Annotated in this window: 19 protein-coding genes; 6 read left to right on the top strand and 13 right to left on the bottom strand. The window is 60.2% G+C overall.

The genetic code is table 11. The features are described from left to right. Window positions 1–28: 28 nt before the first annotated feature. Window positions 29–250 carry a DUF6630 family protein gene (locus tag AC07OP_RS01055; RefSeq protein ID WP_065941720.1) on the bottom strand — a complete coding sequence of 74 codons (222 nt, stop codon included), beginning with the start codon at window positions 248–250 and terminating at the stop codon, window positions 29–31. 74 nt (window positions 251–324) lie between these two features. Beyond that, a complete protein-coding gene (locus tag AC07OP_RS01050; RefSeq protein WP_495101528.1) occupies window positions 325–963 on the bottom strand; it encodes a hypothetical protein in 639 nt (212 codons plus the stop codon). Window positions 964–1,162: 199 nt separating this feature from the next. On the opposite strand from AC07OP_RS01050, the gene AC07OP_RS01045 reads away from it, so the two are divergent. Next, window positions 1,163–1,645, top strand: coding sequence for a DUF2867 domain-containing protein (locus AC07OP_RS01045; protein ID WP_495101527.1), 483 nt, complete (start codon window positions 1,163–1,165; stop codon window positions 1,643–1,645). A gap of 43 nt (window positions 1,646–1,688) precedes the next feature. Here AC07OP_RS01045 and AC07OP_RS01040 read toward each other — a convergent pair whose 3' ends face one another. Then, on the bottom strand, window positions 1,689–2,618 hold the full coding sequence (locus tag AC07OP_RS01040; RefSeq protein ID WP_065941782.1) for a LysR family transcriptional regulator: 930 nt from the start codon (window positions 2,616–2,618) through the stop codon (window positions 1,689–1,691). Between the two features lie 136 nt (window positions 2,619–2,754). On the opposite strand from AC07OP_RS01040, the gene AC07OP_RS01035 reads away from it, so the two are divergent. Continuing rightward, window positions 2,755–3,147, top strand: coding sequence for a RidA family protein (locus AC07OP_RS01035; protein ID WP_065941717.1), 393 nt, complete (start codon window positions 2,755–2,757; stop codon window positions 3,145–3,147). Between the two features lie 98 nt (window positions 3,148–3,245). Then, window positions 3,246–4,115 (top strand): AraC family transcriptional regulator, encoded by an 870-nt coding sequence (locus AC07OP_RS01030; protein WP_141157612.1) that lies wholly within the window; start codon window positions 3,246–3,248, stop codon window positions 4,113–4,115. Window positions 4,116–4,159: 44 nt separating this feature from the next. Here AC07OP_RS01030 and AC07OP_RS01025 read toward each other — a convergent pair whose 3' ends face one another. The 6 genes from AC07OP_RS01025 to AC07OP_RS01000 all read right to left on the bottom strand — a co-directional run bounded on the left by AC07OP_RS01025 (window position 4,160) and on the right by AC07OP_RS01000 (window position 9,960). Then, window positions 4,160–5,053 carry a LysR family transcriptional regulator gene (locus AC07OP_RS01025; protein WP_495101526.1) on the bottom strand — a complete coding sequence of 298 codons (894 nt, stop codon included), beginning with the start codon at window positions 5,051–5,053 and terminating at the stop codon, window positions 4,160–4,162. A gap of 42 nt (window positions 5,054–5,095) precedes the next feature. Continuing rightward, window positions 5,096–6,121 (bottom strand): alpha/beta hydrolase, encoded by a 1,026-nt coding sequence (locus AC07OP_RS01020; protein ID WP_495101555.1) that lies wholly within the window; start codon window positions 6,119–6,121, stop codon window positions 5,096–5,098. Between the two features lie 77 nt (window positions 6,122–6,198). Continuing rightward, window positions 6,199–7,269, bottom strand: a complete 1,071-nt coding sequence (locus AC07OP_RS01015) for an alpha/beta hydrolase (RefSeq protein WP_495101525.1) — start codon at window positions 7,267–7,269, stop codon at window positions 6,199–6,201. 1 nt (window position 7,270) lies between these two features. After that, the gene (locus AC07OP_RS01010) at window positions 7,271–8,365 is read right to left on the bottom strand and encodes a (R)-mandelonitrile lyase (RefSeq protein WP_495101554.1); all 1,095 of its coding nucleotides are present in this window, start codon (window positions 8,363–8,365) and stop codon (window positions 7,271–7,273) included. Between the two features lie 89 nt (window positions 8,366–8,454). Further along, window positions 8,455–9,444, bottom strand: a complete 990-nt coding sequence (locus tag AC07OP_RS01005; RefSeq protein ID WP_495101524.1) for an aldo/keto reductase — start codon at window positions 9,442–9,444, stop codon at window positions 8,455–8,457. Between the two features lie 159 nt (window positions 9,445–9,603). Beyond that, a complete protein-coding gene (locus AC07OP_RS01000) occupies window positions 9,604–9,960 on the bottom strand; it encodes a VOC family protein (protein WP_098479378.1) in 357 nt (118 codons plus the stop codon). A 103-nt stretch (window positions 9,961–10,063) separates the two neighbouring features. On the opposite strand from AC07OP_RS01000, the gene AC07OP_RS00995 reads away from it, so the two are divergent. Next, window positions 10,064–10,807, top strand: a complete 744-nt coding sequence (locus AC07OP_RS00995) for a class I SAM-dependent DNA methyltransferase (protein ID WP_495101523.1) — start codon at window positions 10,064–10,066, stop codon at window positions 10,805–10,807. Between the two features lie 39 nt (window positions 10,808–10,846). On the opposite strand, the gene AC07OP_RS00990 is transcribed toward AC07OP_RS00995, so the two are convergent. From AC07OP_RS00990 to AC07OP_RS00975, 4 genes are all read right to left on the bottom strand, one after another. Beyond that, a complete protein-coding gene (locus tag AC07OP_RS00990; RefSeq protein ID WP_495101522.1) occupies window positions 10,847–11,572 on the bottom strand; it encodes a hypothetical protein in 726 nt (241 codons plus the stop codon). 252 nt (window positions 11,573–11,824) lie between these two features. Next, window positions 11,825–12,517, bottom strand: coding sequence for a methyl-accepting chemotaxis protein (locus AC07OP_RS00985; RefSeq protein WP_262382219.1), 693 nt, complete (start codon window positions 12,515–12,517; stop codon window positions 11,825–11,827). A 978-nt stretch (window positions 12,518–13,495) separates the two neighbouring features. Further along, window positions 13,496–15,658 carry a TonB-dependent siderophore receptor gene (locus AC07OP_RS00980; RefSeq protein ID WP_495101521.1) on the bottom strand — a complete coding sequence of 721 codons (2,163 nt, stop codon included), beginning with the start codon at window positions 15,656–15,658 and terminating at the stop codon, window positions 13,496–13,498. A gap of 185 nt (window positions 15,659–15,843) precedes the next feature. Further along, window positions 15,844–16,335, bottom strand: coding sequence for an Lrp/AsnC family transcriptional regulator (locus AC07OP_RS00975; RefSeq protein WP_027606753.1), 492 nt, complete (start codon window positions 16,333–16,335; stop codon window positions 15,844–15,846). 121 nt (window positions 16,336–16,456) lie between these two features. On the opposite strand from AC07OP_RS00975, the gene AC07OP_RS00970 reads away from it, so the two are divergent. Together AC07OP_RS00970 and AC07OP_RS00965 are read left to right on the top strand one after the other, a co-directional pair. After that, complete coding sequence (locus AC07OP_RS00970) at window positions 16,457–17,491, top strand: histone deacetylase family protein (RefSeq protein ID WP_495101520.1); 1,035 nt, start codon at window positions 16,457–16,459, stop codon at window positions 17,489–17,491. A gap of 67 nt (window positions 17,492–17,558) precedes the next feature. After that, window positions 17,559–18,965, top strand: coding sequence for an amino acid permease (locus AC07OP_RS00965; RefSeq protein ID WP_495101519.1), 1,407 nt, complete (start codon window positions 17,559–17,561; stop codon window positions 18,963–18,965). Window positions 18,966–18,977: the final 12 nt, after the last annotated feature.

The raw sequence follows: 18,977 nt of genomic DNA, 5'->3' as shown, positions 1-18,977 counted from the left end.
TGCAGAAGCCCCTCACCCCGCCGCAGAGTCAGAAGCTCTCAAGACGCACGTGGATTCCCGCTCGTCCAGCCAGCTCGATAACGTCTTCCAGTCGATCCGCGTCAACAATGAAACCGTCGTAATTTTCACCTCCGGAGTCCAGGTGAAGAAACCGTTTACCGAACCGGGCGAGCCACTGATCAAAGAGGTTGGTTTCCTCGGGAGGAGGCATAGTAAAGCGTCCACCAAACAATCGATCCAAAATGCCCATGTCTGTCCCTGTATGAGTGTGAGGAAAACCATTGAGTCAAGTGCAACTGCCGTTCAACAACTGTCCCGGGACGATCAAGGCAAGGACGCTGGGGTCACGGTGTACCAGCCCGACGGCGTTTTGGCACACACCTGCGGTCTCAGCGGCGTTTCTACGGTGGTGTCGGCCTGGGTGGAGAGCTGGCGGACGGCAATCACGCAGCCGGCCTTGAACGTGCTGATTTTCATCATTTGAAGTTCCATTTCATAGTCTTTACCGGGCTCGGGGATAAGCGTGACGGGCGCTGGAAAGCAGGATAGCTGCGATCCCCCCATGGCGAACCCGGCAATAAAGGGTTTGCCGGCCGGGATGACATGTTCGTCAAACACCTTGGGCGATTGATTGATGGCTTTGCTCGCCTTGCTGGCAGGCATGCCAATCACGCTGTTCTGGCGGTCTGTCGCCCGGAAAGGGTAGAGCCCCGCCGAGTCGACATGGGCTGTTTGCCATCCGGCTTCTTCGGGGGTTTTGGTCAGCAGGGACTCGTTGTAGAACATCTCGCAGGTCTGGCCACTGATAAAGCCGGCGTGGGTGGTGTCACCGGTGATCAGGCGGACACGCGCGGTAGTGGTCGGGTCATATCGGCTGATGTGTGCTTCGTTGCGAACGTCGGTCTTGGTGGTGGCGCAGCCGATCAGCGTCAAGCTGACGGCCAGGGGAAACAGTAAACGCATGGGTAACCTTCAGATCCTGTGAGGGTTGGACGCAGCAACCATACTATGGCGGGGATATGTTCGCCCACTTGCGATACACGGGGGAAGGGACAGGGAGGGGGACGTTCATGGCGGCTGTACATTGCCGTAACATAGCCGCATAGCACTCAGCCTTGGATGTTATCGGGAATGAAAATTGGCCCACTGGACGGGATGAAAATTGCCTATCACATCACCAGCTCACACGTTGCGTGCACTGTCGGAGCTCGATTACTACCACATTAGGTCGGTTCAGCTCCCCGTTGAAATCACCATGCTTGACGCGTGGAACATCACAACGGCTGAGCCGGGACTGGCCATGCGGCTGGCTTTCCGAATAAGGGACGCAATTTCTTCGTTATTCGGTGTGAAGCGAATCGGCGGGTTCTCCGGCGTTGCGCGAAAAACGGTACACGCAGGCGAACACCTGGATTTCTTTCTAGTGGAGCATAGCGCCTCCGATATCCTGGTTCTTACCGAGCGTGACAGGCATCTGGATGTCATGATCTGCCTTTCGATAACAGATCGTGTGCTCACCATCACATCATCGGTCGTCACGCATAACCTCTATGGACGCATCTACATGTTACCGGTAGGGCTCGCCCATAAAGTGATCGTCAGTAGTCATCTGCGCCGACTGAAGAGAAGCCTTGAAAGGCAGTAGAGGTTGGTTGTTCCGGTCGATCAGCGAACCCTACACGCGTCCATCAGCATCCATCCTGTCGCCCACTGACAGGCGCATGCACGGCCAGCAACTCAGCCACCCATTCGATAAACACGCGCAGCTTGAGGCTGATATGCCGGTTCGGCGGAAAGGCCACGTAAAGCGGCATCGGATCAAGGTGCCAGTCCTTGAACAAGGGCACTAATTCGCCCCGGTCCTCGAAGGCTTTTGACATGTAGCTGGGCAACCACAGCACGCCAAGGCCCGCCAGGCCGGCGGCGAGGTAGGCATTGCCATCATCGACCGCCAGGGCGTAGCGGCCCTTGATCTGGAGACTTTCCTGGTGCTTGCGCATGGCATAGGGCAAGGGTTTGCCGGTGCGTGCCCACAGGAAACCGACGATACGATGGTTGGCGTCTTCCAGTTCCCGTGGGTGGGCGGGCGTACCTAAGCGTGCCAGGTAGCTCGGGGCGGCAAACACGCCGAGCGCCAGGTCGCCTACCCGCCGGGCCATCAGGGATTGGTCGGTGAGTTCACCGCCGCGCACCACGCAATCGACGTTCTCATCGATCATATCGACGATACGGTCGCTGACGCCCATGTCGATCTGGATGTCCGGGTAGCGCGCGTAAAACCCAGGCAACGCGGGGACGAGGATCATGCTGGCCAGTGGGCTCGGCACATCCACGCGCAGGCGGCCTCTGGGCAGGGTTGCCGCGCCGGACAGGCTGGTCTCGGCGTCGTCCATATCGGCCAGCAGTTGCAGCACGCGTTCGTAGTACACGGCACCGTCGGCCGTGACGTTGACTTTGCGCGTGGTGCGGTTAAGCAATTTGACCCGCAGACGTGCCTCCAACTGCTGCACCAGTTGCGTCACGGTGGTCTTGCTCATGTGCAGGGTCTCGGCGGCCTTGGTGAAGCTGCCGGCCTCCACCACGCGAGCAAATGCCTGCATTGCATCAAAACGGTCCATGACGGCCTCGGCGATCGATTGTTTGGGTTTCACAAACAGTGCTGGCTAAAGTTGCTGGTTTATCGTCCTGGCACAAGCCCCTAGAGTCTGCCTACCGCTAATTACGGGTCACCTCGACCCTTTGAGAGAGGCATTCATGACGCAGCGTAATGTGGTTTTTCCGCCTGGACGCCAGGCGCTGTATGAGCGCAATCGCTATTCACCGGCCATTAAGTCCAATGGCTTTTTATTCGTGTCGGGGCAGGTCGGCAGCCATGCAGACGGCTCGCCCGAGCCCGATCTGGAGGATCAGGTCCGCCTGGCGTTCAACAACCTGAATGCGATCCTGGGGTCTGCCGGCTGCACCTTTGACGATGTGATCGACGTGACGGTGTTTATCGTCGATCCCGAATCCAGGTTCGAGACGATCTGGAAGGTGGTGCCGGAGTTCTGGGGCGAGGCGCCGCACCCGACGCTGACTGGCGTGGGGGTTACGTGGCTGTATGGGTACCAGTTCGAGATCAAGGTGATTGCCAGGCTTCCTTTGTGAATCCGTGCTGGCACATCCACCTCAGCAAGCACGGCTAGGCGCAGGCTGTCGGTATAGTTGATCCTATCGTCCAACGCCTATCCCGGAGCTTGCAACCCGTGTCTGACTTGCCAGGCAACGCCGCCTACACACAGCGCTTCGACGCCGTACTCGCTTATATCGACGCGAATCTTGAAGGTGACTTGTCGGTGAAGACGCTGAGCGAGGTGGCGCATTTTTCGGTGTTTCACTTCCATCGGCAATTCACCGCGTTCGTGGGCATGCCGGTTGCGCGCTATGTGCAACTGATGCGCCTGCGCCGCGCGGCACATGACTTGTCTTCCCGCGCTGATTATTCGGTGCTGGAGGCGGCGCTGGGGGCCGGCTTCGAAAGTCCTGAAGCCTTTGCCAGGGCGTTCAGGCGAGCGTTCGGCATGGCGCCGAGCACATTCCGGAAACGACCGGATTGGCAGCTCTGGCGCGGGGTATTCAGCGTCCCTTACTTTTCCAGGAGCATCATTATGCAGGTACGAATTGTGGAGTTTCCTGCGGTCAAGGTGGCCGCATTCGAGCACCGCGGGGCCCCAGGGCGCGTGAATGAAAGCGTGCAGACATTCATTGCGTGGCGCATGCACAGCGGGCAGTCGCCGGTGGCTTCAAGTCGCAGCTTCGGTATTCCTTTCGACAACCCTGATACGACCCCGGCCGACGAGTTCCGGTTTGCCATTTGCGGCGAGATTCACCAGGCGCTGGCCGCGAATGAGTTCGGCGTCACTGAACGCGTCATCCCCGGCGGGCGCTGTGTGGTGGTGCGTCATGTGGGTTCGCCGGATCACATCGCAGAGTCGATCTATCCGATCTACCGCGACTGGCTGCCTGGCAGCGGCGAGGAGCTTCGGGACCAGCCGTTGTTTTTCGAATACCTGAGCATTTTCCCCGAGACACCGCAGGATCAATGGCAGACCGATATTTATGTGCCGTTGCAGTAGCGGCGCTTTACCGCCGCCAAGCATCGCGGCGGATGCCATGGGGCTCAAGCCGTATAGCGCAGCGCATCGATCACCACCCCCAACGCCGACGATTGCTCACGGCGGTTAGGATAGTAAAGGTGGTAACCCGCAAAGGGTTGGCACCAGTCCTCCAGCACCCGCACCAGGCTGCCGTCGGCCACCTCGTTCAACACCATGTCTTCCGGCAGGAACGCCAACCCGCAGCCTGCAATTGCGGCACGCAGGATGGGCAAGCTGCTGTTGAAGGTCCATTGGCCTTCGACTCGGGCCTTGAGTTCGTGACCGTCTTTTTCAAAGTCCCATTGCAGCAGGTTGCCGTGGGTGGGCAGGCGCAGGTTGATGCAGTTGTGCTCGGCCAGGTCGCGGGGCACTGTCGGCGTGGGCCGTTGCCTGAAATACGTCGCGGCGCCCACGACCGCCATGCGTAACGCGGGCCCGATCGGTACGGCAATCATGTCCTTGGCCACTTGATCGCCCAGGCGCACGCCGGCGTCATAGCGCTGCGCGACGATGTCGGAAAGCGCGTAGTCAACGGTGATTTCGACGTTGACATCCGGATAGTCGGGCAGCACCTTCAGCAACTTCGGCCACAGGATATTGTTCGCCGCATGTTCGGAGGCGGAGATCCGCACGGTGCCCGCCGGGGTGTCGCGAAACGCGCTGACCGCCGTCAATTCCAGCTCGATTTCCTCGAAGCGCGGTGCCATGGTCAGGTACAACCGCTGGCCCGCCGCGGTGGGCGATACGCTGCGGGTGGTGCGGGTCAGCAGGCGCACGCCTAGACGTGCTTCCAGCGCGCGCATGGTGTGGCTGAGGGCCGACTGTGAAACACCCAACTGTGCGGCGGCGCGGGTGAAACTGCCTTCGCGGGCGATGACCACGAAGGCTTGCAGGTCGTTGAGATTGGCGCGGGACATTAATGAGTGCCTCTCATGCGGAGGGCATGATTATGCGCGCGATCACAGGGTTCTCCCATAGAACGAGGTTAACTTGCCAAGTGCTGCGTCGACGTACGTGGGCACCCAGTAGGTCTCGATGTGGGTGGCGCCGTCGATGATGAACATCTCCTTGTCCGTGGTGCCGGTAGCCTTGGGGAACGCATCCTGGGTCATATAAAGGCTGTCGGCCTGGCTGCCGGCGATCATCAGCAACGGTTGATGGATCAGCTCGATCCGGTCGGTCGCGTCAAAGCGCATCAGGTCCAGCAGGCTGCTGGTGGTGTATCTGAAGGTCGAGTTCGGATGCGCGTGGGTCTTCCAATAGTACGCATAGCCCTGGCGATACAAGGCGAAGGGCAGCTTGGCGATCTGCTCGTCGGTAAGGTTGGCATCACCGGAATAGAGCACTGCGCCACCGGCCGCTTCCTGGGCGCGCGCGGCAGAAGCTTGTTGCAGGCGTTGCTCGACGCTGTCCAGTTGCGAGTCGTTGTAGCCATTGCGACGGACCCGGCCGGAGTTGAACAGGCTCACGGTCGCTACCGATTTGAAGCGTCTGTCGGTTGCAGCGGCCGCCAACGAATAGCCACCGCCGCCACAGATACCGAGCAGGCCCAGGCGCGTGCTATCGACGCCGGCGAACTGAGCGATGAAATCCGCCATGCCGTGGATGTCCTCGATGCGGTTCGCCGGCTTGTCCACACTGCGCGGCTGCCCGCCACTGGCGCCCTGGTAGGCCGCATCGGCGGCGATGGTGATGTAGCCCTGTGCCGCCAGGCGCTGGGCATACAAACCGGCGACTTGTTCTTTTATCCCGCCGTTGGGGTGCGCGACCACCACCGTCGGATAGGCCTTCCCGGCATCGTAGTGGGCCGGTGTGTAAACGTTGGCCGCGATGTCCAGCCCGTTGAGCTTGTAGGTGACCGGATGAATGTTGACCTGGCCGGGCTGGTTTTGGCTGATGGCCCCGTCGTAAGCCAAGGTGAACGGGTTTTTTTTGTAGTCTGCGGCCAGGGCTTCACCGGCTGAAAGCCCGACCAGTGCGACCATGAAGGTGTTTTTCAGTATGTTCACATGATGCTCCTGAGTCATTAAAAGCGGCTGCTCGCAAGGGCTGAGCGCGTGGGTCAATCCAGGTGCCTGGTCTTGAGGAATTGCGACACCAGGTCGGCGATCTGCACGTTGTTCAAGTCCGACATGGGGAAGTGGGTATTGCCCTTGATGCCGATTTCCGGCAAGTGGATCAGCGTTACGTCGCCGCCGTGTCGGTTTACGGCATCGCGCCACAGCCGTGCCATTTTCAGGCGCGCGCGCCAGCTGTCCTGGGCCGGCAGGTCAACCGGCTGTTCCGGGATGTTGTCGCCGTAGACGATCAGGATCGGGATCCGCGTGAGCGCTACGAATTGGTCCAGCGGCATCGCTGTGCCTTGCACCGTGTCGAAGGCGCTGGGAATCGGCGCGGGCACTTCACCTTGAGGAAAGATGAAGCTGCTGCCCGGCTCGAACGCAACGATGGCCTTGACCTTGTTGTTCTTGATCGCCGTCAACCAGCCAGGCCCGCCACCTTGCGAGTGGGTGAACAGGAGGCCGGGGCCGATTTTGTCAAACACCGCCGACACACCGTCAGACACCACCTCCATGTCGAACGGCCCGGTATTGGGCGTCATCGCGCGGAAGAACTGTTCACGGGTCTGCGCATCCCGGGCAACCTGCACACCCTCGAAATAGTTGGGCCACAGGCCGATGCGGAATTGGTTGAACCAGAGCTGTTCGTCCGGCGTCGGTTTGAGTGTGCTCTCGACCATGCTGCGACCGGCATTGCCACGGCGCGGCTGGTCGATCAGGTACACACCGAACTGGCGGCGCAGGAAGAGGTTCTGGAAGCCTTCGCGACCGTCGGCGGTAGTTTCCCAGGTCTTGGAAAATTGGCCGGCGCCGTGCCACATGACGATAGGCAGTGGCCGCGCATTCACCGGGATTTGGTAGAAGGTGTAGGCGTGGTCGCCATGGTAGGTCTGGCCGTCAGGGCTCATGGGCGAACGTGGGTTGAAGGTGCCGGGGGCGCTGGCCATCGTGCCGCCGGCGGCGAAGCTGCCTTGTTCCTGGATCATCAAGGCGGCGTTGCCTGCCGGTTGGGTACTACAACCGGCCAGCACACTCAGCAGGGTGAGACTGAGCAAGTGTTTTCCAGGTGCCATGTCAGCCTTCCTTAGCCGCAAGTGCTTGCGTAAGTGCAGTATTTGCACGTTGCGCCGCGTGGGTATCGTCATACGGTTCCAGCCCCTCGATGACCTGGCGCAGTTGTGCCGCACTCAGCCCCACCCGCAGGCTTGCCAGCATGTGCGAACGCAACTGCGCTTCCACGCCTGGCGTTGCGGCCAGTGCCGCTACGGTGGCCAGCTCACGGCTTTGCCAGTCGAGGTTGTCACGCTCGAAAATGTCGCCGAACAGGTGGGTTTGCAGGAACTGGTTGATGACCGGGGCAAACTCGAACACCGGGCCGTTGACCGGGCCACCGGAGAGGCGGGTTTGGTTGGCCGTCCCCACCTTGAGCAGTGCTTCACCGCTTGGAATGGCCCGGCTCGGTGCGCGCCCTGGCGCATCGTGGATGCCACGCTGTCTGCGCGCTTGCAACACCCCCATCAACTCATTCAATGCATTGAGGCTGCGCGGGAAACCGACGTAGGCGTAGAGCTGCACCAGGATTTCCTGGGTCTCGCTGATGGTCAGTCCCGCGTCCAAACCTTGGTTCAGGGCGTTGTTGAGCCTGGGCATGTCGCTGGTTGCCATGGCGGCGGCGATCGGTGGAATCGCCTGTTGCCTGGCCGACAGGGTGTCTGAGGCGGGAAGGGCGCTGGTCACCGCAGGCAGTTGCCCTTGGTATTGCGCGTCCGAGACTTGTTCCGCCCAGGTGACCGCCTTGCCGTCCTCGGCTTCGGCGATGGCGATATGGGTCATCGTCGTGGTGGCCGTCGCCCCATGCCAGTGTCGGGTGTGCGGCGGGATCCAGACACTGTCACCGGCACGGATTTCTTCGCGTACGCCGCCGTCTTGCTGCACATAGCCGACGCCTTGGGTGACGATCAGTGTCTGCCCCAGCGGATGGGTATGCCAGGCCGTGCGTGCACCGGGTTCGAAGGTGACGGTACCGCCGCCGGCACGGGCGGGAAGCTCGCCCTTGAACAGGCCGTCGACCCATACCGTGCCGGTGAAGTTTTCTTCAGCTCCCTGGATTGAAGGTTGGGAGCCGGCTGGGGTAATGCGGATTTCGCGGGCGCAGGTTTCGCCGGCCATAAGGGAAAAGGCAACCAGTGGGGCGATCAGTCGATTCATTGAAAGTGCTCCTCCGTAAGACGCAGTGAGGGGTGAGCGTTGCTCATTCCCTATCGGCCCACGCGGGCCTGGAGGGCCTCGGGGTAGCGGTCACCTTCTATGGGGATTTGCACAAGTGCCGCATCAATCGCCGTGAGTTCGGCGGGTGTAAGCGTGATGCTGGCGCCACCGAGGTTCTCTTCCAGGCGATGCAGTTTGGTGGTACCGGGAATCGGCACGATCCACGGTGCCTGCGCGAGCAGCCAGGCGAGGGCGACCTGCGCCGGTGTGGCCTCTTTACCCTGTGCAATCTCGCGGATCAGCACCACCAGCCCTTGGTTAGCGTGCAGGGCTTGCTGGCTGAAGCGCGGCACGATGCTGCGGAAGTCGTCGCTGCCGAACGTGGTGTCTGCCGCCATCGCACCGGTCAGGAACCCCTTGCCCAAGGGACTGAAGGGCACGAAGCCGATGCCCAGCTCTTTGAGCGTCGGCAGAATCTCGTGCTCAGGCTCGCGCCACCACAGCGAATATTCACTTTGCAGCGCCGTTACCGGCTGCACTGCATGGGCCCGCCGAATGGTTTGTGCGCCGGCTTCCGAGAGGCCGAAGTGCTTGACCTTGCCTTCCCAAATCAACTCCTTGACCACGCCGGCAACCTCTTCGATGGGCACGTCGGGATCAACCCGGTGCTGGTAAAGCAAGTCGATGTAGTCGGTCTTCAACCGGCGCAACGAACCTTCGACGGCGATACGGATGTGCTCCGGACGGCTGTTGAGAATCTGTTGTTTGTTGTCCGATCCGAAGGTGAAGCCGAACTTGGTGGCGATCACCACTTTATGGCGCACCGGTGCCAGTGCTTCGCCGACCACCCGCTCATTAAGGTAAGGGCCGTAGACCTCGGCGGTGTCGAAAAAAGTCACGCCACGGTCAACCGCCGCACGGATCAGCGAAATGGCCTGACGGGTGTCTGTTGCCGGGCCGTAGCCGTGGCTCAGGCCCATGCAGCCCAGGCCCAGGGCGGATACTTCAAGTGAGCTGTTTCCGAGTGTGCGCTTATGCATGTCGATCTCCCCGTGTGATGGTCAGGCCGCACCCAGCAAGGTGGACTGGGTGCGAAACCGCTGGGGAAACAGTAGGCGTGCGCTGGCATGAGCACTAGACGGGTAAATCGGCAAGGGTTTATGAGTGCTGCTCATCAATCCATGGCGGCAGAGGGTAACCTACGGTTGAGCGGTCCACACCGCCAGTTCATAACCATCCGGGTCAATGAAGTGAAACCTGCTGCCACCGGGGAACGAAAAGGTCTCGCGGCTGATCACGGCGCCTGCGGATTTGAGCCGCTGCTGCGTGCCTTCAAGATCATCCGCGTAAAGGATCACCAGCGGGCCACCCGGTCGAACGGGCTCTGCGGTAGTGAACCCGCCGGTCAGCCTGCCATCGCTGAACTCGGTGTAGGTGGGGCCGTAGTCGACGAATGTCCAGCCGAACACTGCGCCGTAGAAGGCTTTGCTGCGGGCGATATCGCCCACGTTGAACTCGATATTGTCGATCTGTCGGTCTTGACCGCGAACGCTCATGGTTGCCTCCTTGGCGGATGGTTGAGGGGCGAGTGTAGCGGTTTACACCCGGGACTGGGTTACCATGCCGACGCGAAATTCCCGCCGAACCCTCTGGCCACTTATGTCCTCCAACGCGCTGTACACCGACCTGTCCATCTACTACGACCTGATGTGCGCCGACATCGACTACCGCGCGCAGAGCCACAGCGTGCGTCGCCTGCACCAGTTGTTCGGCAATGACGGGCGCCGCCATCTGGACCTTGCCTGCGGCACCGGGCCCCATGTGCGCCACTTCCTCGACTTCGGCTACCGCAGCAGCGGCCTGGACATCAGCCAACCGATGCTGGACCTCGCCCAACTGCGCTGCCCCGAGGCACCGTTCAGCCGCCAGGACATGGCCGGTTTCCAGGTGGACGAACCGCAAGACCTGATCACCTGCTTCCTGTACTCGACCCACTACAACCCCGGGCTCGCGCAACTGCGCGCCTGCCTCGCCAGCGTGCACGACGCACTCGCCGACAACGGCGTGTTCTGCTTCAACGCAGTGGACAAACTGCATATCGACAACCGCTTGCTGGTACGCCATAGCGTGGAGTTTGAAGGCAGTCATTTCACCTTCGGCTCCGGCTGGCATTACCGCGGAGAAGGGGAGCAGCAGGCACTGCGCCTGAGTATCGAGAAGACCACGGCGGGGGTGACCCAGGCCTGGCAGGATGAGCACACCATGGTGGCGCTGAGTTTCACGGAGTTGCAGGCGCTGTTACAGCCGTATTTTGAGGTGCAGGTGTTCGAGCATGACTATGAGCGGATCACGCCCTGGGCGGGCGTGACCGGGAATGCGTTGTTTGTGTGTGTGAAGCGTTAAAAGCCTAGCTACGGCGATGAAACCATCTGAATGAGGTGTTCAGATTGAAAACCACCACACTACAAATTTGTTGGGTCTGTCGACCGTAAGCGCTTTTACTTTTAGATCTTTGGCCGCCTCATCCCAGTAAATGACTGAGTATTCGTATGCAAATACAGTTCCGTCCGAAAGGGTTGTATGTAAAGTTTTGTCCAAGGAAACACTCGCTTTAACTTCTGCTTGCTCCTCGGCTGGCACTTTAGGGATGGTTATGGTACCGGCTATGTCTGCGTCGACCTTGATTTTAGCTGTTCTATCGTTGTTATAAACAATTGCCACGCCCGTGATGATTACTTGTGTTTCGTGCTCGTTTTTTAAAGAGGCCAGTGTTTCAGCATTCTCAGGGCTATTTATTTTTTTTATAAGTCCGTAAGTGTCAATATTCCTGTAAATTAAATAAGTGCCGGTCAAGTAGTTGTCAGTTTCAATTTTTATTTCGGTTTTTCCCGCTTTTTTTGCTGAGACCTTAGCGTTAAGCGCCGCTTTTCTTGCTTCTTCGGAGTACAGAGACGTTGATAAAACCAAGGGGAAATCCGTAATGACTAAACGAGATTTTGGGTCGAATTTATTCTTGCTTTGAGTGTTTATTACCCCAACAGAGTAAATGGGAGCAGAGAATGCCTCAGTTGTACGCCAGTAAGCACCATTGACGTTCAAATAGGGGGTTTGTGTCGAACATCCTGCCAGCAAAGCAAACCACATCAAGGTTATGATTTTTATGTTCATCGCTGCTCCCTGTTTTTTATTTTTTGCTGCGGATTCGAAGAGTTTGATTGCAGCCAGAGTGTAGAGTGAGCAGGGCATTCAGCAAGTAATGCGTGTAAAAAATCTGAGGGCCGGATTTGCCCTCTACGAGCTGAGCGGTCTGCTTAGCCTGCTACCGGATTTTCTAAAAAACACCTGAGGTTGGTTGCCGCGTTCAAGTGAACGAACGCGGCAATGTGGACATATAAAACGCTTGGGTAATTTGCTGCGACCCTATTGATGAAACCGCCTCCCCAACGCATCCAACCGCACCGCAATCGGCGGCAGCTGCTCGCTGCTCCTGGCCAGCATCTCCACGTCGTCAGCGGTGTTTTGCGCAATGCTCTGCACCGATTGCAAGCGCCCGACAATCTCCTGATTCGCCGAGGTCTGTTCGCGTGTGGTGGAGACAATCCGCCCATTCAGCGCATCGATCTGGGTAATGTCATTGCCCACCGCTCGCAGCATTTCCACTGCCAGCTGACTGTCCTCCACACACCGTTCCACGCCCTGGCGGCTGTCGTGCATGGCTTCCACGGCCTGGCGGCTGCCTTGCTGCAGGCCTTCGATGATGGTTTTGATTTCCTGGGTGGAGACGGCGGTGCGTTGCGCCAGGCTGCGCACTTCGTCGGCGACGACGGCGAAGCCGCGGCCTTGTTCGCCGGCGCGGGCGGCTTCGATGGCGGCGTTGAGGGCGAGGAGGTTGGTCTGGTTGGCGATGCTGCTGATGACTTCCAGTACCGAGCCGATTTGTTCGGCCTGGACCGCCAGGCCTTGGACCGTGTGGTGGGTGCCTTCCAGGCGTGTGGCCAGTTGGGTGATTTCGTGTTGGGCGCGGCCGACGCTTTCCTGGCCACGCAGGATTTGTTGGCTGGCGACGCCCGCGTGTTCAACCGCTTCTTCGACGTGCACCGTAATGTGGCCCATGGCGTCTTCCATGCGCTGCATGGAGTCGGTCATTTGTGCGATTTCGGCCAGTTGGTGGCGAGCGCCTTTTTCCAGGGTACCGCTGGCGTGGGCCAGTTCCTGGCCGAGTTGGCCGAGTCCGTGGGAGTCGCGGGCGACGCCGTCGATGAGGTGGGTGATTTGTTGCAGGAAATGGTCAAAGCGCTTGGCAAGGGAGACGTGCACCTTGCCTTCACCTTTGGCGCTGTCCACGGTGAATTGGGTGGTGACGGCGAGCATTTTTTCCAGCATTTCCTCGCTTTCCACCGCCTCGGCCTGGCTGTTTACCGCGAGGTAGAGCAGGGCGATGGTTTCCATCACGACGTAGAAGGCGTGGACAAACACCATGGTCCAACCGCCGTGATGCGCCATCACGAACACCGGGAAGCCTTGATGCTGCAACGCATGGAACACCACGTGGTGCACGGCAATCGTCAGGGCGGCCACCAGGATCGGCAGCCAGTCTCGATAGAACGTCAGCACCGCCAGCAGCGCGAAAATCCCGAAGTGTGCTTCGATCACACCCTGGGCCTGGTTGATGTGCAGCGCCGCCATGACCATCAAGCCCGCGCCCAATGCGCAACGCATCACCCGTGTGCCGCCGATAGCGCGGTAGAGCGCGGTGAGCACCGTGCTGGTGCCTCCTCCCACGACAATTGCCTGGGTCAGGGTGTCGTGCCAGAACGCGAGCCCGACGGAGAACAGCGTCATCAGCCAGATCAACGCCAGCATGATGCGGTCGGCCTTGCGGTAGTGCTCCAGGAAACGTGCGCGTGCGGGCATTCACTCTTACTCCATGTGGTCTGGCAAGAATCAAAGCATGCGGCGTGCCACTACGGCCCGCGTTCAGGCACTTTGCGGGTGCAGGGAAACCAGAAAGCTTATCGGCTTTGGGGGAGGGGACTTTAAGCGCGAATGCGTTCGCCGAGCGGCTGCCCGAGCGGGCAGCCGCCAGGTGGATCAGAAGCTGTACTTGGCCGTCAGCATCATGTTGCGTGGGGTGCCGTAGGCGTCGCCGCCATAGCTCACGGAGTTGGCGATGCTGGAGTAATAGCGGCGGTCGAAGATGTTGTTGGCGTTGAGCTGCAGGTCGAGGTGGTCGTTGACCTTGTAGCCGGCCATCAGGTCGGTGACGGCGTAGGCGCCCTGCTGGAGGCGGTAGGTGCTGCCGTCAGCCAGCTTGACGTCGTTGTACAGGCGGCTTTGCCAGGAGATGTTGCCGCCCACGCGCAGTTTCTCCAGCGGGCCCTGGAAGTTGTAGCGGGTGGTCAGCTTGAACAGGTGCTCCGGAACGTCCGTGTCGTACTGCTTGTTGACCTTCTGCGGGTTGGCTTCATCCTTGATGGTGTGGGTACGCGCGTAGGTGTAGCCACCGCCGACCTGCCAGTTCTCGGTCAGTGCGCCTTGCAGTTCGAAGTCGATCCCCTGGCTGCGAATCTCGCCCGAGGCCTCATAGCACTCCGTCTGTGGGCAGTTTTGCACGGTCACCTGGGTGGCGCGGTTTTCCTGGTCGACACGGAACAGCGCCACGCTCGCATTCAGCGCGCCACCCAGGTATTCGCCCTTGATTCCGACCTCGTAGTTCTTGCCGACAATCGGCTTGACCGGGGTGCCGGAGGTGTCCTTGGCGCTCTGCGGTGTGAAGATGTCGCTGTAGCTGACGTACACCGAGTGATGATCGTCCAGCTCATAGATCAGCCCCGCGTAGCGGGTGAGGTTGCGGGTGACGTGATAGTCGCCGTCGTTGCTGCCATGGGCATCGTAGTCGTACCAGTCCAGGCGCCCGCCGAGGATCAGCTTCAACGGGTCCGCCAGGCTCAGGCGCGTGGTCACGTAGACACCGTCCTGGGTGGTGACCTCGCGATCGTCCGTGGTGTGGACGAAGTCCGGTTTGCCAGCGGTGAGGGGCCAGTTGGTGTTGTAGGGGCTGTAGTTGTGGGTGGTCATGTCGTAGATGCGTCGGCTGGCGCCCACCACCAGTTCATGGGTGCGCCCGAATGCCTGGAACGGGCCGCTGGCAAAGGCGTCGACGCCGGCCTGGTTTTCATCGTAGGCGGCCTGGTAGACCGTGCGCGCCAGGGTGTTGTTGACCCAGCGCGACTGGTAGGAGCCGGAAAACAACGCGTTCTGTTCGGCGTAGTTGGCGTTGACCTGAAGCTTCCAGTCATTGGCCAGGCGCTGGCGCAGTTCGGCGAAGACCGTGTTGATTTCCTGGTCCTTGTTCTCCCAGTCGGTACCGGGATTGTAGGAGCGCGGCAGGTCCAGGTGATGGCCGTCCTGGCCGATCATCGACGAGCCCCAGAAGTAGTTGGTCTTGTCCTTCTGGTTCGAGAAACCGAGGGTGAGGGTGGTGTCTTCGCTCAGGTCGGCTTCGGTGACGGCATAGAACAGGCCGTGATAGGACTCGGCATTGTCGATGAAGCTGTTGGCGTCGCGGTAGGAGGTGACCACCCGGCCGCGCCAGGTGCCGCTGTCATTGAGCGGGCTGGAGGCGTCGAGCTCGCCACGGTAGTCATCCCAACTGCCGGCGGCGCCGGTGAGGGTGACTTTCTGTTCGTCCAGCGGCCGCTTGCGGACCAGGTTGATGGCCGCCGACGGGTTGCCCGCACCGGTCACCAGGCCGGTGGCGCCACGCACGACCTCGACACGGTCGAACATCGCCAGGTTCGGCTGGGCGCCTACGGAAACGCCGTTGTAGCCGCTGGGGATGCCGTCGTACATCAGGTTGTCGATGTCGAAACCGCGTGAGGTGTAGGACTGCCGGCCTGGGCCGCTGGAATAGTTGAGGAACAACCCAGGCGTGGCATTGACCACGTCGTTGATGCTGGTCATCCCCTGGTCATCCATGCGCTGGCGTGTGATGACGGTGACGGCCTGCGGGGTTTCACGCAGGGTGAGGGGCAGTTTGGTCGCGGTTTTCATCGCGCCGGTGGTGTAGGACTGCGTACCCTCGGTGGTTTCGCCCAGTTGCTGCTCGCCGGAGATCCGGGTCGCACCCAGTTCCAAGGTGGTTGCCGGCGTTTCAGCGTCGGCGGCGAAGGCCGCGTGCGAGGTGGCGAGGCACACCGCCAAAGCGATCAGACTGGGTGTAAAACCTTTACCGCCGTGTTGTTGCACAGACATGGAACGGACTCTCCCCTAAGTGCCGTCCGTGGCGAATAATAAATCTGTTGATAATTATTCGCATTAGTTTGGCAGGTTAAGCCTGTCGAAAAAAGCCTTGGGGAAGAATTAGTTAACGAATTTTTCACATATTGAGGGCAGGCGTTTGGCCATTACCTGACGCCGGCGAGTGCTTTTTTGTGTGTTCAATCGCGTTTCGGAATGGCCATCCGACTCGTCGCTTTCACCTCGCGCAGCGCCAGGCTCGACTGGATCGACGCAATCCCCAGCTGCCGTCGCAGCACGCTTTCCACAAACTCGCTGTAGCTGTCCAGATCCTCCGCCAGCACCTGCAAGAGGTAATCCGCGTCGCCGGTGATCTTGTGGCACGCCAGCACCTGAGGAAGCTCCTTCACCACTGCTTCGAACGCATCCGGCGCGTGGTCGGTGTGGATCGCAAAACGCACATGCACAAACGCCATGATGTCCAGGCCGAGCAGCTTGCGATCGAGGTTGGCCTGGTAGTCCTTGATCACGCCTTCTTCCTCCAGGCGTTTGCGCCGACGCCAGCAGGGGGTAAGGCTCAGGGCCAGGCGCTCGCTCAGTTGGGCGTTGGAAATACTCGCGTCTTCCTGCAGCAGGGCGAGGATGGCGAGATCGGTGTCGTCCAGAACGACCTGCTTGGTTTTATTTTTCATATTTGGCTGTAACCAGGGTAAAAACACCCGATAAAGCTATCAGTGCAAGAAGTAAAAGCAAAGAAAGCCCTGCGCAGCCAGAACAAAATAGACCCTGTCTTTTACTGGCGGATGTATCCAAATGCTGACTGTTTTTAGTGATGACCACCGTTTGCACCACGGCACCGAACTCAAGGATGGTGTGCTCAAGCCCTCGTTCGAACAACCCAGCCGCGCCGACACCGTGCGTGACCGCGTCCGGCACGTCGGGCTGGGCGATATCATCGTGCCGCGCAGCTTCGAGCGCGCCTGCTACGTCAACGCCCACAGCGAGCGCTACGTCAGCTTCCTCGAAACCGCCTGGGCCGAATGGACCGCCATCGGCCGCCGCCATGACGCGCTGCCGCTGGTGTGGCCGGTACGCGACCTGGCCAATGAGCAGGTGCCGGACTTCATCGACGGCAAGCTGGGTTTCTTCGCCATGGACGCCGGCTCGCCGATCACTGCCACCACCTGGCAGGCGGTCAAGACCAGCGCGGACATCGCCCTCACCGGTCTGGCGCTGATCGACGAGGGCCATCACAGCGCCTTCGCCCTGTGCCGCCCACCGGGGCACCACGCGGCCCGCGAATACATGGGCGGTTATTGCTACCTCAACAACGCCGCGATTGCCGCGCAACAGGCCATCACCCAAGGTGCCAAGCGCGTGGCGGTACTGGATGTGGATTTCCACCACGGTAACGGTACGCAGAATATTTTCTACGACCGCGCGGATGTGCTGTTCATCTCCCTGCACGGCGACCCGTCGGTGTCCTATCCGTACTTTTCCGGCGCCGACAGCGAACGCGGCGCAGGTGCCGGGGAGGGCTTCAACCTGAACTACCCCTTGCCGAAAAACACCACGTGGGGCCAGTACAAAACCGCGCTGATCCACGCCTGCCAGCAACTCAAACACTTCGCCCCCGAGGTGCTGGTGATCTCCCTCGGCGTCGACACCTTCAAGGACGACCCCATCAGCCACTTCCTGCTCGACAGCCAGGACTTCCTCAGCATGGGCGAGATCATCGCCGGGGTGGGCGTGCCGACGCTGTTCGTGATGGAAGGCGGCTACATGGTCGACGAGATCGGCATCAACGCCGTCAACGTCCTGCACGGCTTCGAAAGCAAGACTGCCTGACCTGATAACAACACTCGCTCGATTCTTTTTTCTGCCAAAACTCAAAAACATAACAAGAGGTTTTGTGATGAAAACAACCACGTCCGGGCTGTGTGAAAAGCCTGCGTTGCAACGCACCCTGAGCAACCGCCACATCCAGCTGATGGCCATGGGCGGTGCGATCGGCACCGGCCTGTTCATGGGCTCCGGCAAGATCATCGCGTTGTCCGGCACCTCGATCATCCTGATCTACATGATCATCGGGCTGTTCGTGTACTTCGTGATGCGCGCCATGGGTGAGCTGCTGCTGTCCAACCTCAACTTCAAGAGCTTCGCCGACTTTGCCGGCGCGTACCTGGGCCCGCGTGCGGCGTTCTTTCTCGGCTGGTCGTACTGGCTGAGCTGGAGCGTGGCGGTGGTGGGGGACGCGGTGGTGGTCGGCGGGTTTTTCCAGTACTGGTTCCCCCATGTGCCGGCGTGGATGCCGGCGGTGGGCATGCTGTTGACGCTGTTCGCGTTGAACGTGCTGACGGTCAGGCTGTTCGGCGAAGTGGAATTCTGGTTCGCGATCATCAAGATCATCGCGGTGCTGACCCTGATCGGCGTGAGCGTGGTGTTGATCGCCAGCTCGTTTGTCTCGCCCACCGGGGTCACGGCCTCCGTGAGCCACTTGCTGGACAAACAGGCGGCGTTTCCCAATGGCCTGTTCGGTTTTTTCGCCGGCTTCCAGATGGCGATCTTTTCCTTTGCCGGCACTGAACTGATCGGCACCGCAGCCGCCGAAACCCGAGCACCGGAGAAGACCTTGCCCAAGGCGATCAACTCGATTCCGCTGCGCATCATCCTGTTCTACGTGCTGGCCCTGGCGTGCATCATCGCGGTCACTTCGTGGCAACAGGTGTCGCCGAGCAAAAGCCCGTTCGTGGAACTGTTCCTGGTGGCGGGCTTTCCAGCGGCGGCGGGGATCGTCAATTTCGTGGTGCTGACCTCGGCGGCCTCGTCGGCCAACAGCGGGGTGTTCTCCGCCAGTCGCATGTTGTTCGGCCTGGCCGACCTTGGGGACGCGCCGGGTATCTTTGGGCGCTTGTCGAAAAGCAGCGTGCCGTTTACTAGCCTGGCCTTCACCACCTTGCTGATGCTGCTGGGCCTGGTGTTGCTGTTTGTGGTACCGGAGGTGATGACCGCCTTCACGATTGTGTCGACGGTGTCGGCGATCCTGGTGATTTTCACCTGGTCGACCATCCTCGGGTCCTACATTGCCTACCGCAAAAAACGCCCGGACCTGCACGCCAGATCTCTCTACAAGATGCCTGGCGGTGTGCCGATGGCCTGGTTTTCCCTGGCATTCCTGGTCTTCGTGTTGGGCCTGCTGGCGTTGCGGCCGGATACACGTCTGGCGCTGTGCGTGATGCCGGCCTGGTTTATCTGGCTGGGCATTGCCTTTCAGTTTTCACGCTTCAAGGCGGCCGGGGTGGTCAATCCCGGCCACAGGTGATTCGCTGGGTAC

This window comes from Pseudomonas sp. GW821-FHT09D08 (assembly GCF_059416305.1).
Note: the sequence above shows the minus strand (reverse complement) of the source record. Positions and strands in the feature narration are given on the sequence as shown.

Coding starts and splice junctions, on each gene's coding strand:
- AC07OP_RS01035 (WP_065941717.1), top strand. CDS start 2,755: ATGACGCAGCGTAATGTGGTTTTTCCGCCTGGACGCCAGGCGCTGTAT.
- AC07OP_RS01015 (WP_495101525.1), bottom strand. CDS start 7,269: ATGGCACCTGGAAAACACTTGCTCAGTCTCACCCTGCTGAGTGTGCTG.
- AC07OP_RS00975 (WP_027606753.1), bottom strand. CDS start 16,335: ATGAAAAATAAAACCAAGCAGGTCGTTCTGGACGACACCGATCTCGCC.
- AC07OP_RS00990 (WP_495101522.1), bottom strand. CDS start 11,572: ATGAACATAAAAATCATAACCTTGATGTGGTTTGCTTTGCTGGCAGGA.
- AC07OP_RS01050 (WP_495101528.1), bottom strand. CDS start 963: ATGCGTTTACTGTTTCCCCTGGCCGTCAGCTTGACGCTGATCGGCTGC.
- AC07OP_RS01040 (WP_065941782.1), bottom strand. CDS start 2,618: ATGGACCGTTTTGATGCAATGCAGGCATTTGCTCGCGTGGTGGAGGCC.
- AC07OP_RS00965 (WP_495101519.1), top strand. CDS start 17,559: ATGAAAACAACCACGTCCGGGCTGTGTGAAAAGCCTGCGTTGCAACGC.
- AC07OP_RS00985 (WP_262382219.1), bottom strand. CDS start 12,517: ATGGGCCACATTACGGTGCACGTCGAAGAAGCGGTTGAACACGCGGGC.
- AC07OP_RS01055 (WP_065941720.1), bottom strand. CDS start 250: ATGGGCATTTTGGATCGATTGTTTGGTGGACGCTTTACTATGCCTCCT.
- AC07OP_RS01010 (WP_495101554.1), bottom strand. CDS start 8,365: ATGGCCGGCGAAACCTGCGCCCGCGAAATCCGCATTACCCCAGCCGGC.
- AC07OP_RS01000 (WP_098479378.1), bottom strand. CDS start 9,960: ATGAGCGTTCGCGGTCAAGACCGACAGATCGACAATATCGAGTTCAAC.
- AC07OP_RS01025 (WP_495101526.1), bottom strand. CDS start 5,053: ATGTCCCGCGCCAATCTCAACGACCTGCAAGCCTTCGTGGTCATCGCC.
- AC07OP_RS00970 (WP_495101520.1), top strand. CDS start 16,457: ATGCTGACTGTTTTTAGTGATGACCACCGTTTGCACCACGGCACCGAA.
- AC07OP_RS00995 (WP_495101523.1), top strand. CDS start 10,064: ATGTCCTCCAACGCGCTGTACACCGACCTGTCCATCTACTACGACCTG.
- AC07OP_RS01020 (WP_495101555.1), bottom strand. CDS start 6,121: ATGGTCGCACTGGTCGGGCTTTCAGCCGGTGAAGCCCTGGCCGCAGAC.
- AC07OP_RS01005 (WP_495101524.1), bottom strand. CDS start 9,444: ATGCATAAGCGCACACTCGGAAACAGCTCACTTGAAGTATCCGCCCTG.
- AC07OP_RS00980 (WP_495101521.1), bottom strand. CDS start 15,658: ATGTCTGTGCAACAACACGGCGGTAAAGGTTTTACACCCAGTCTGATC.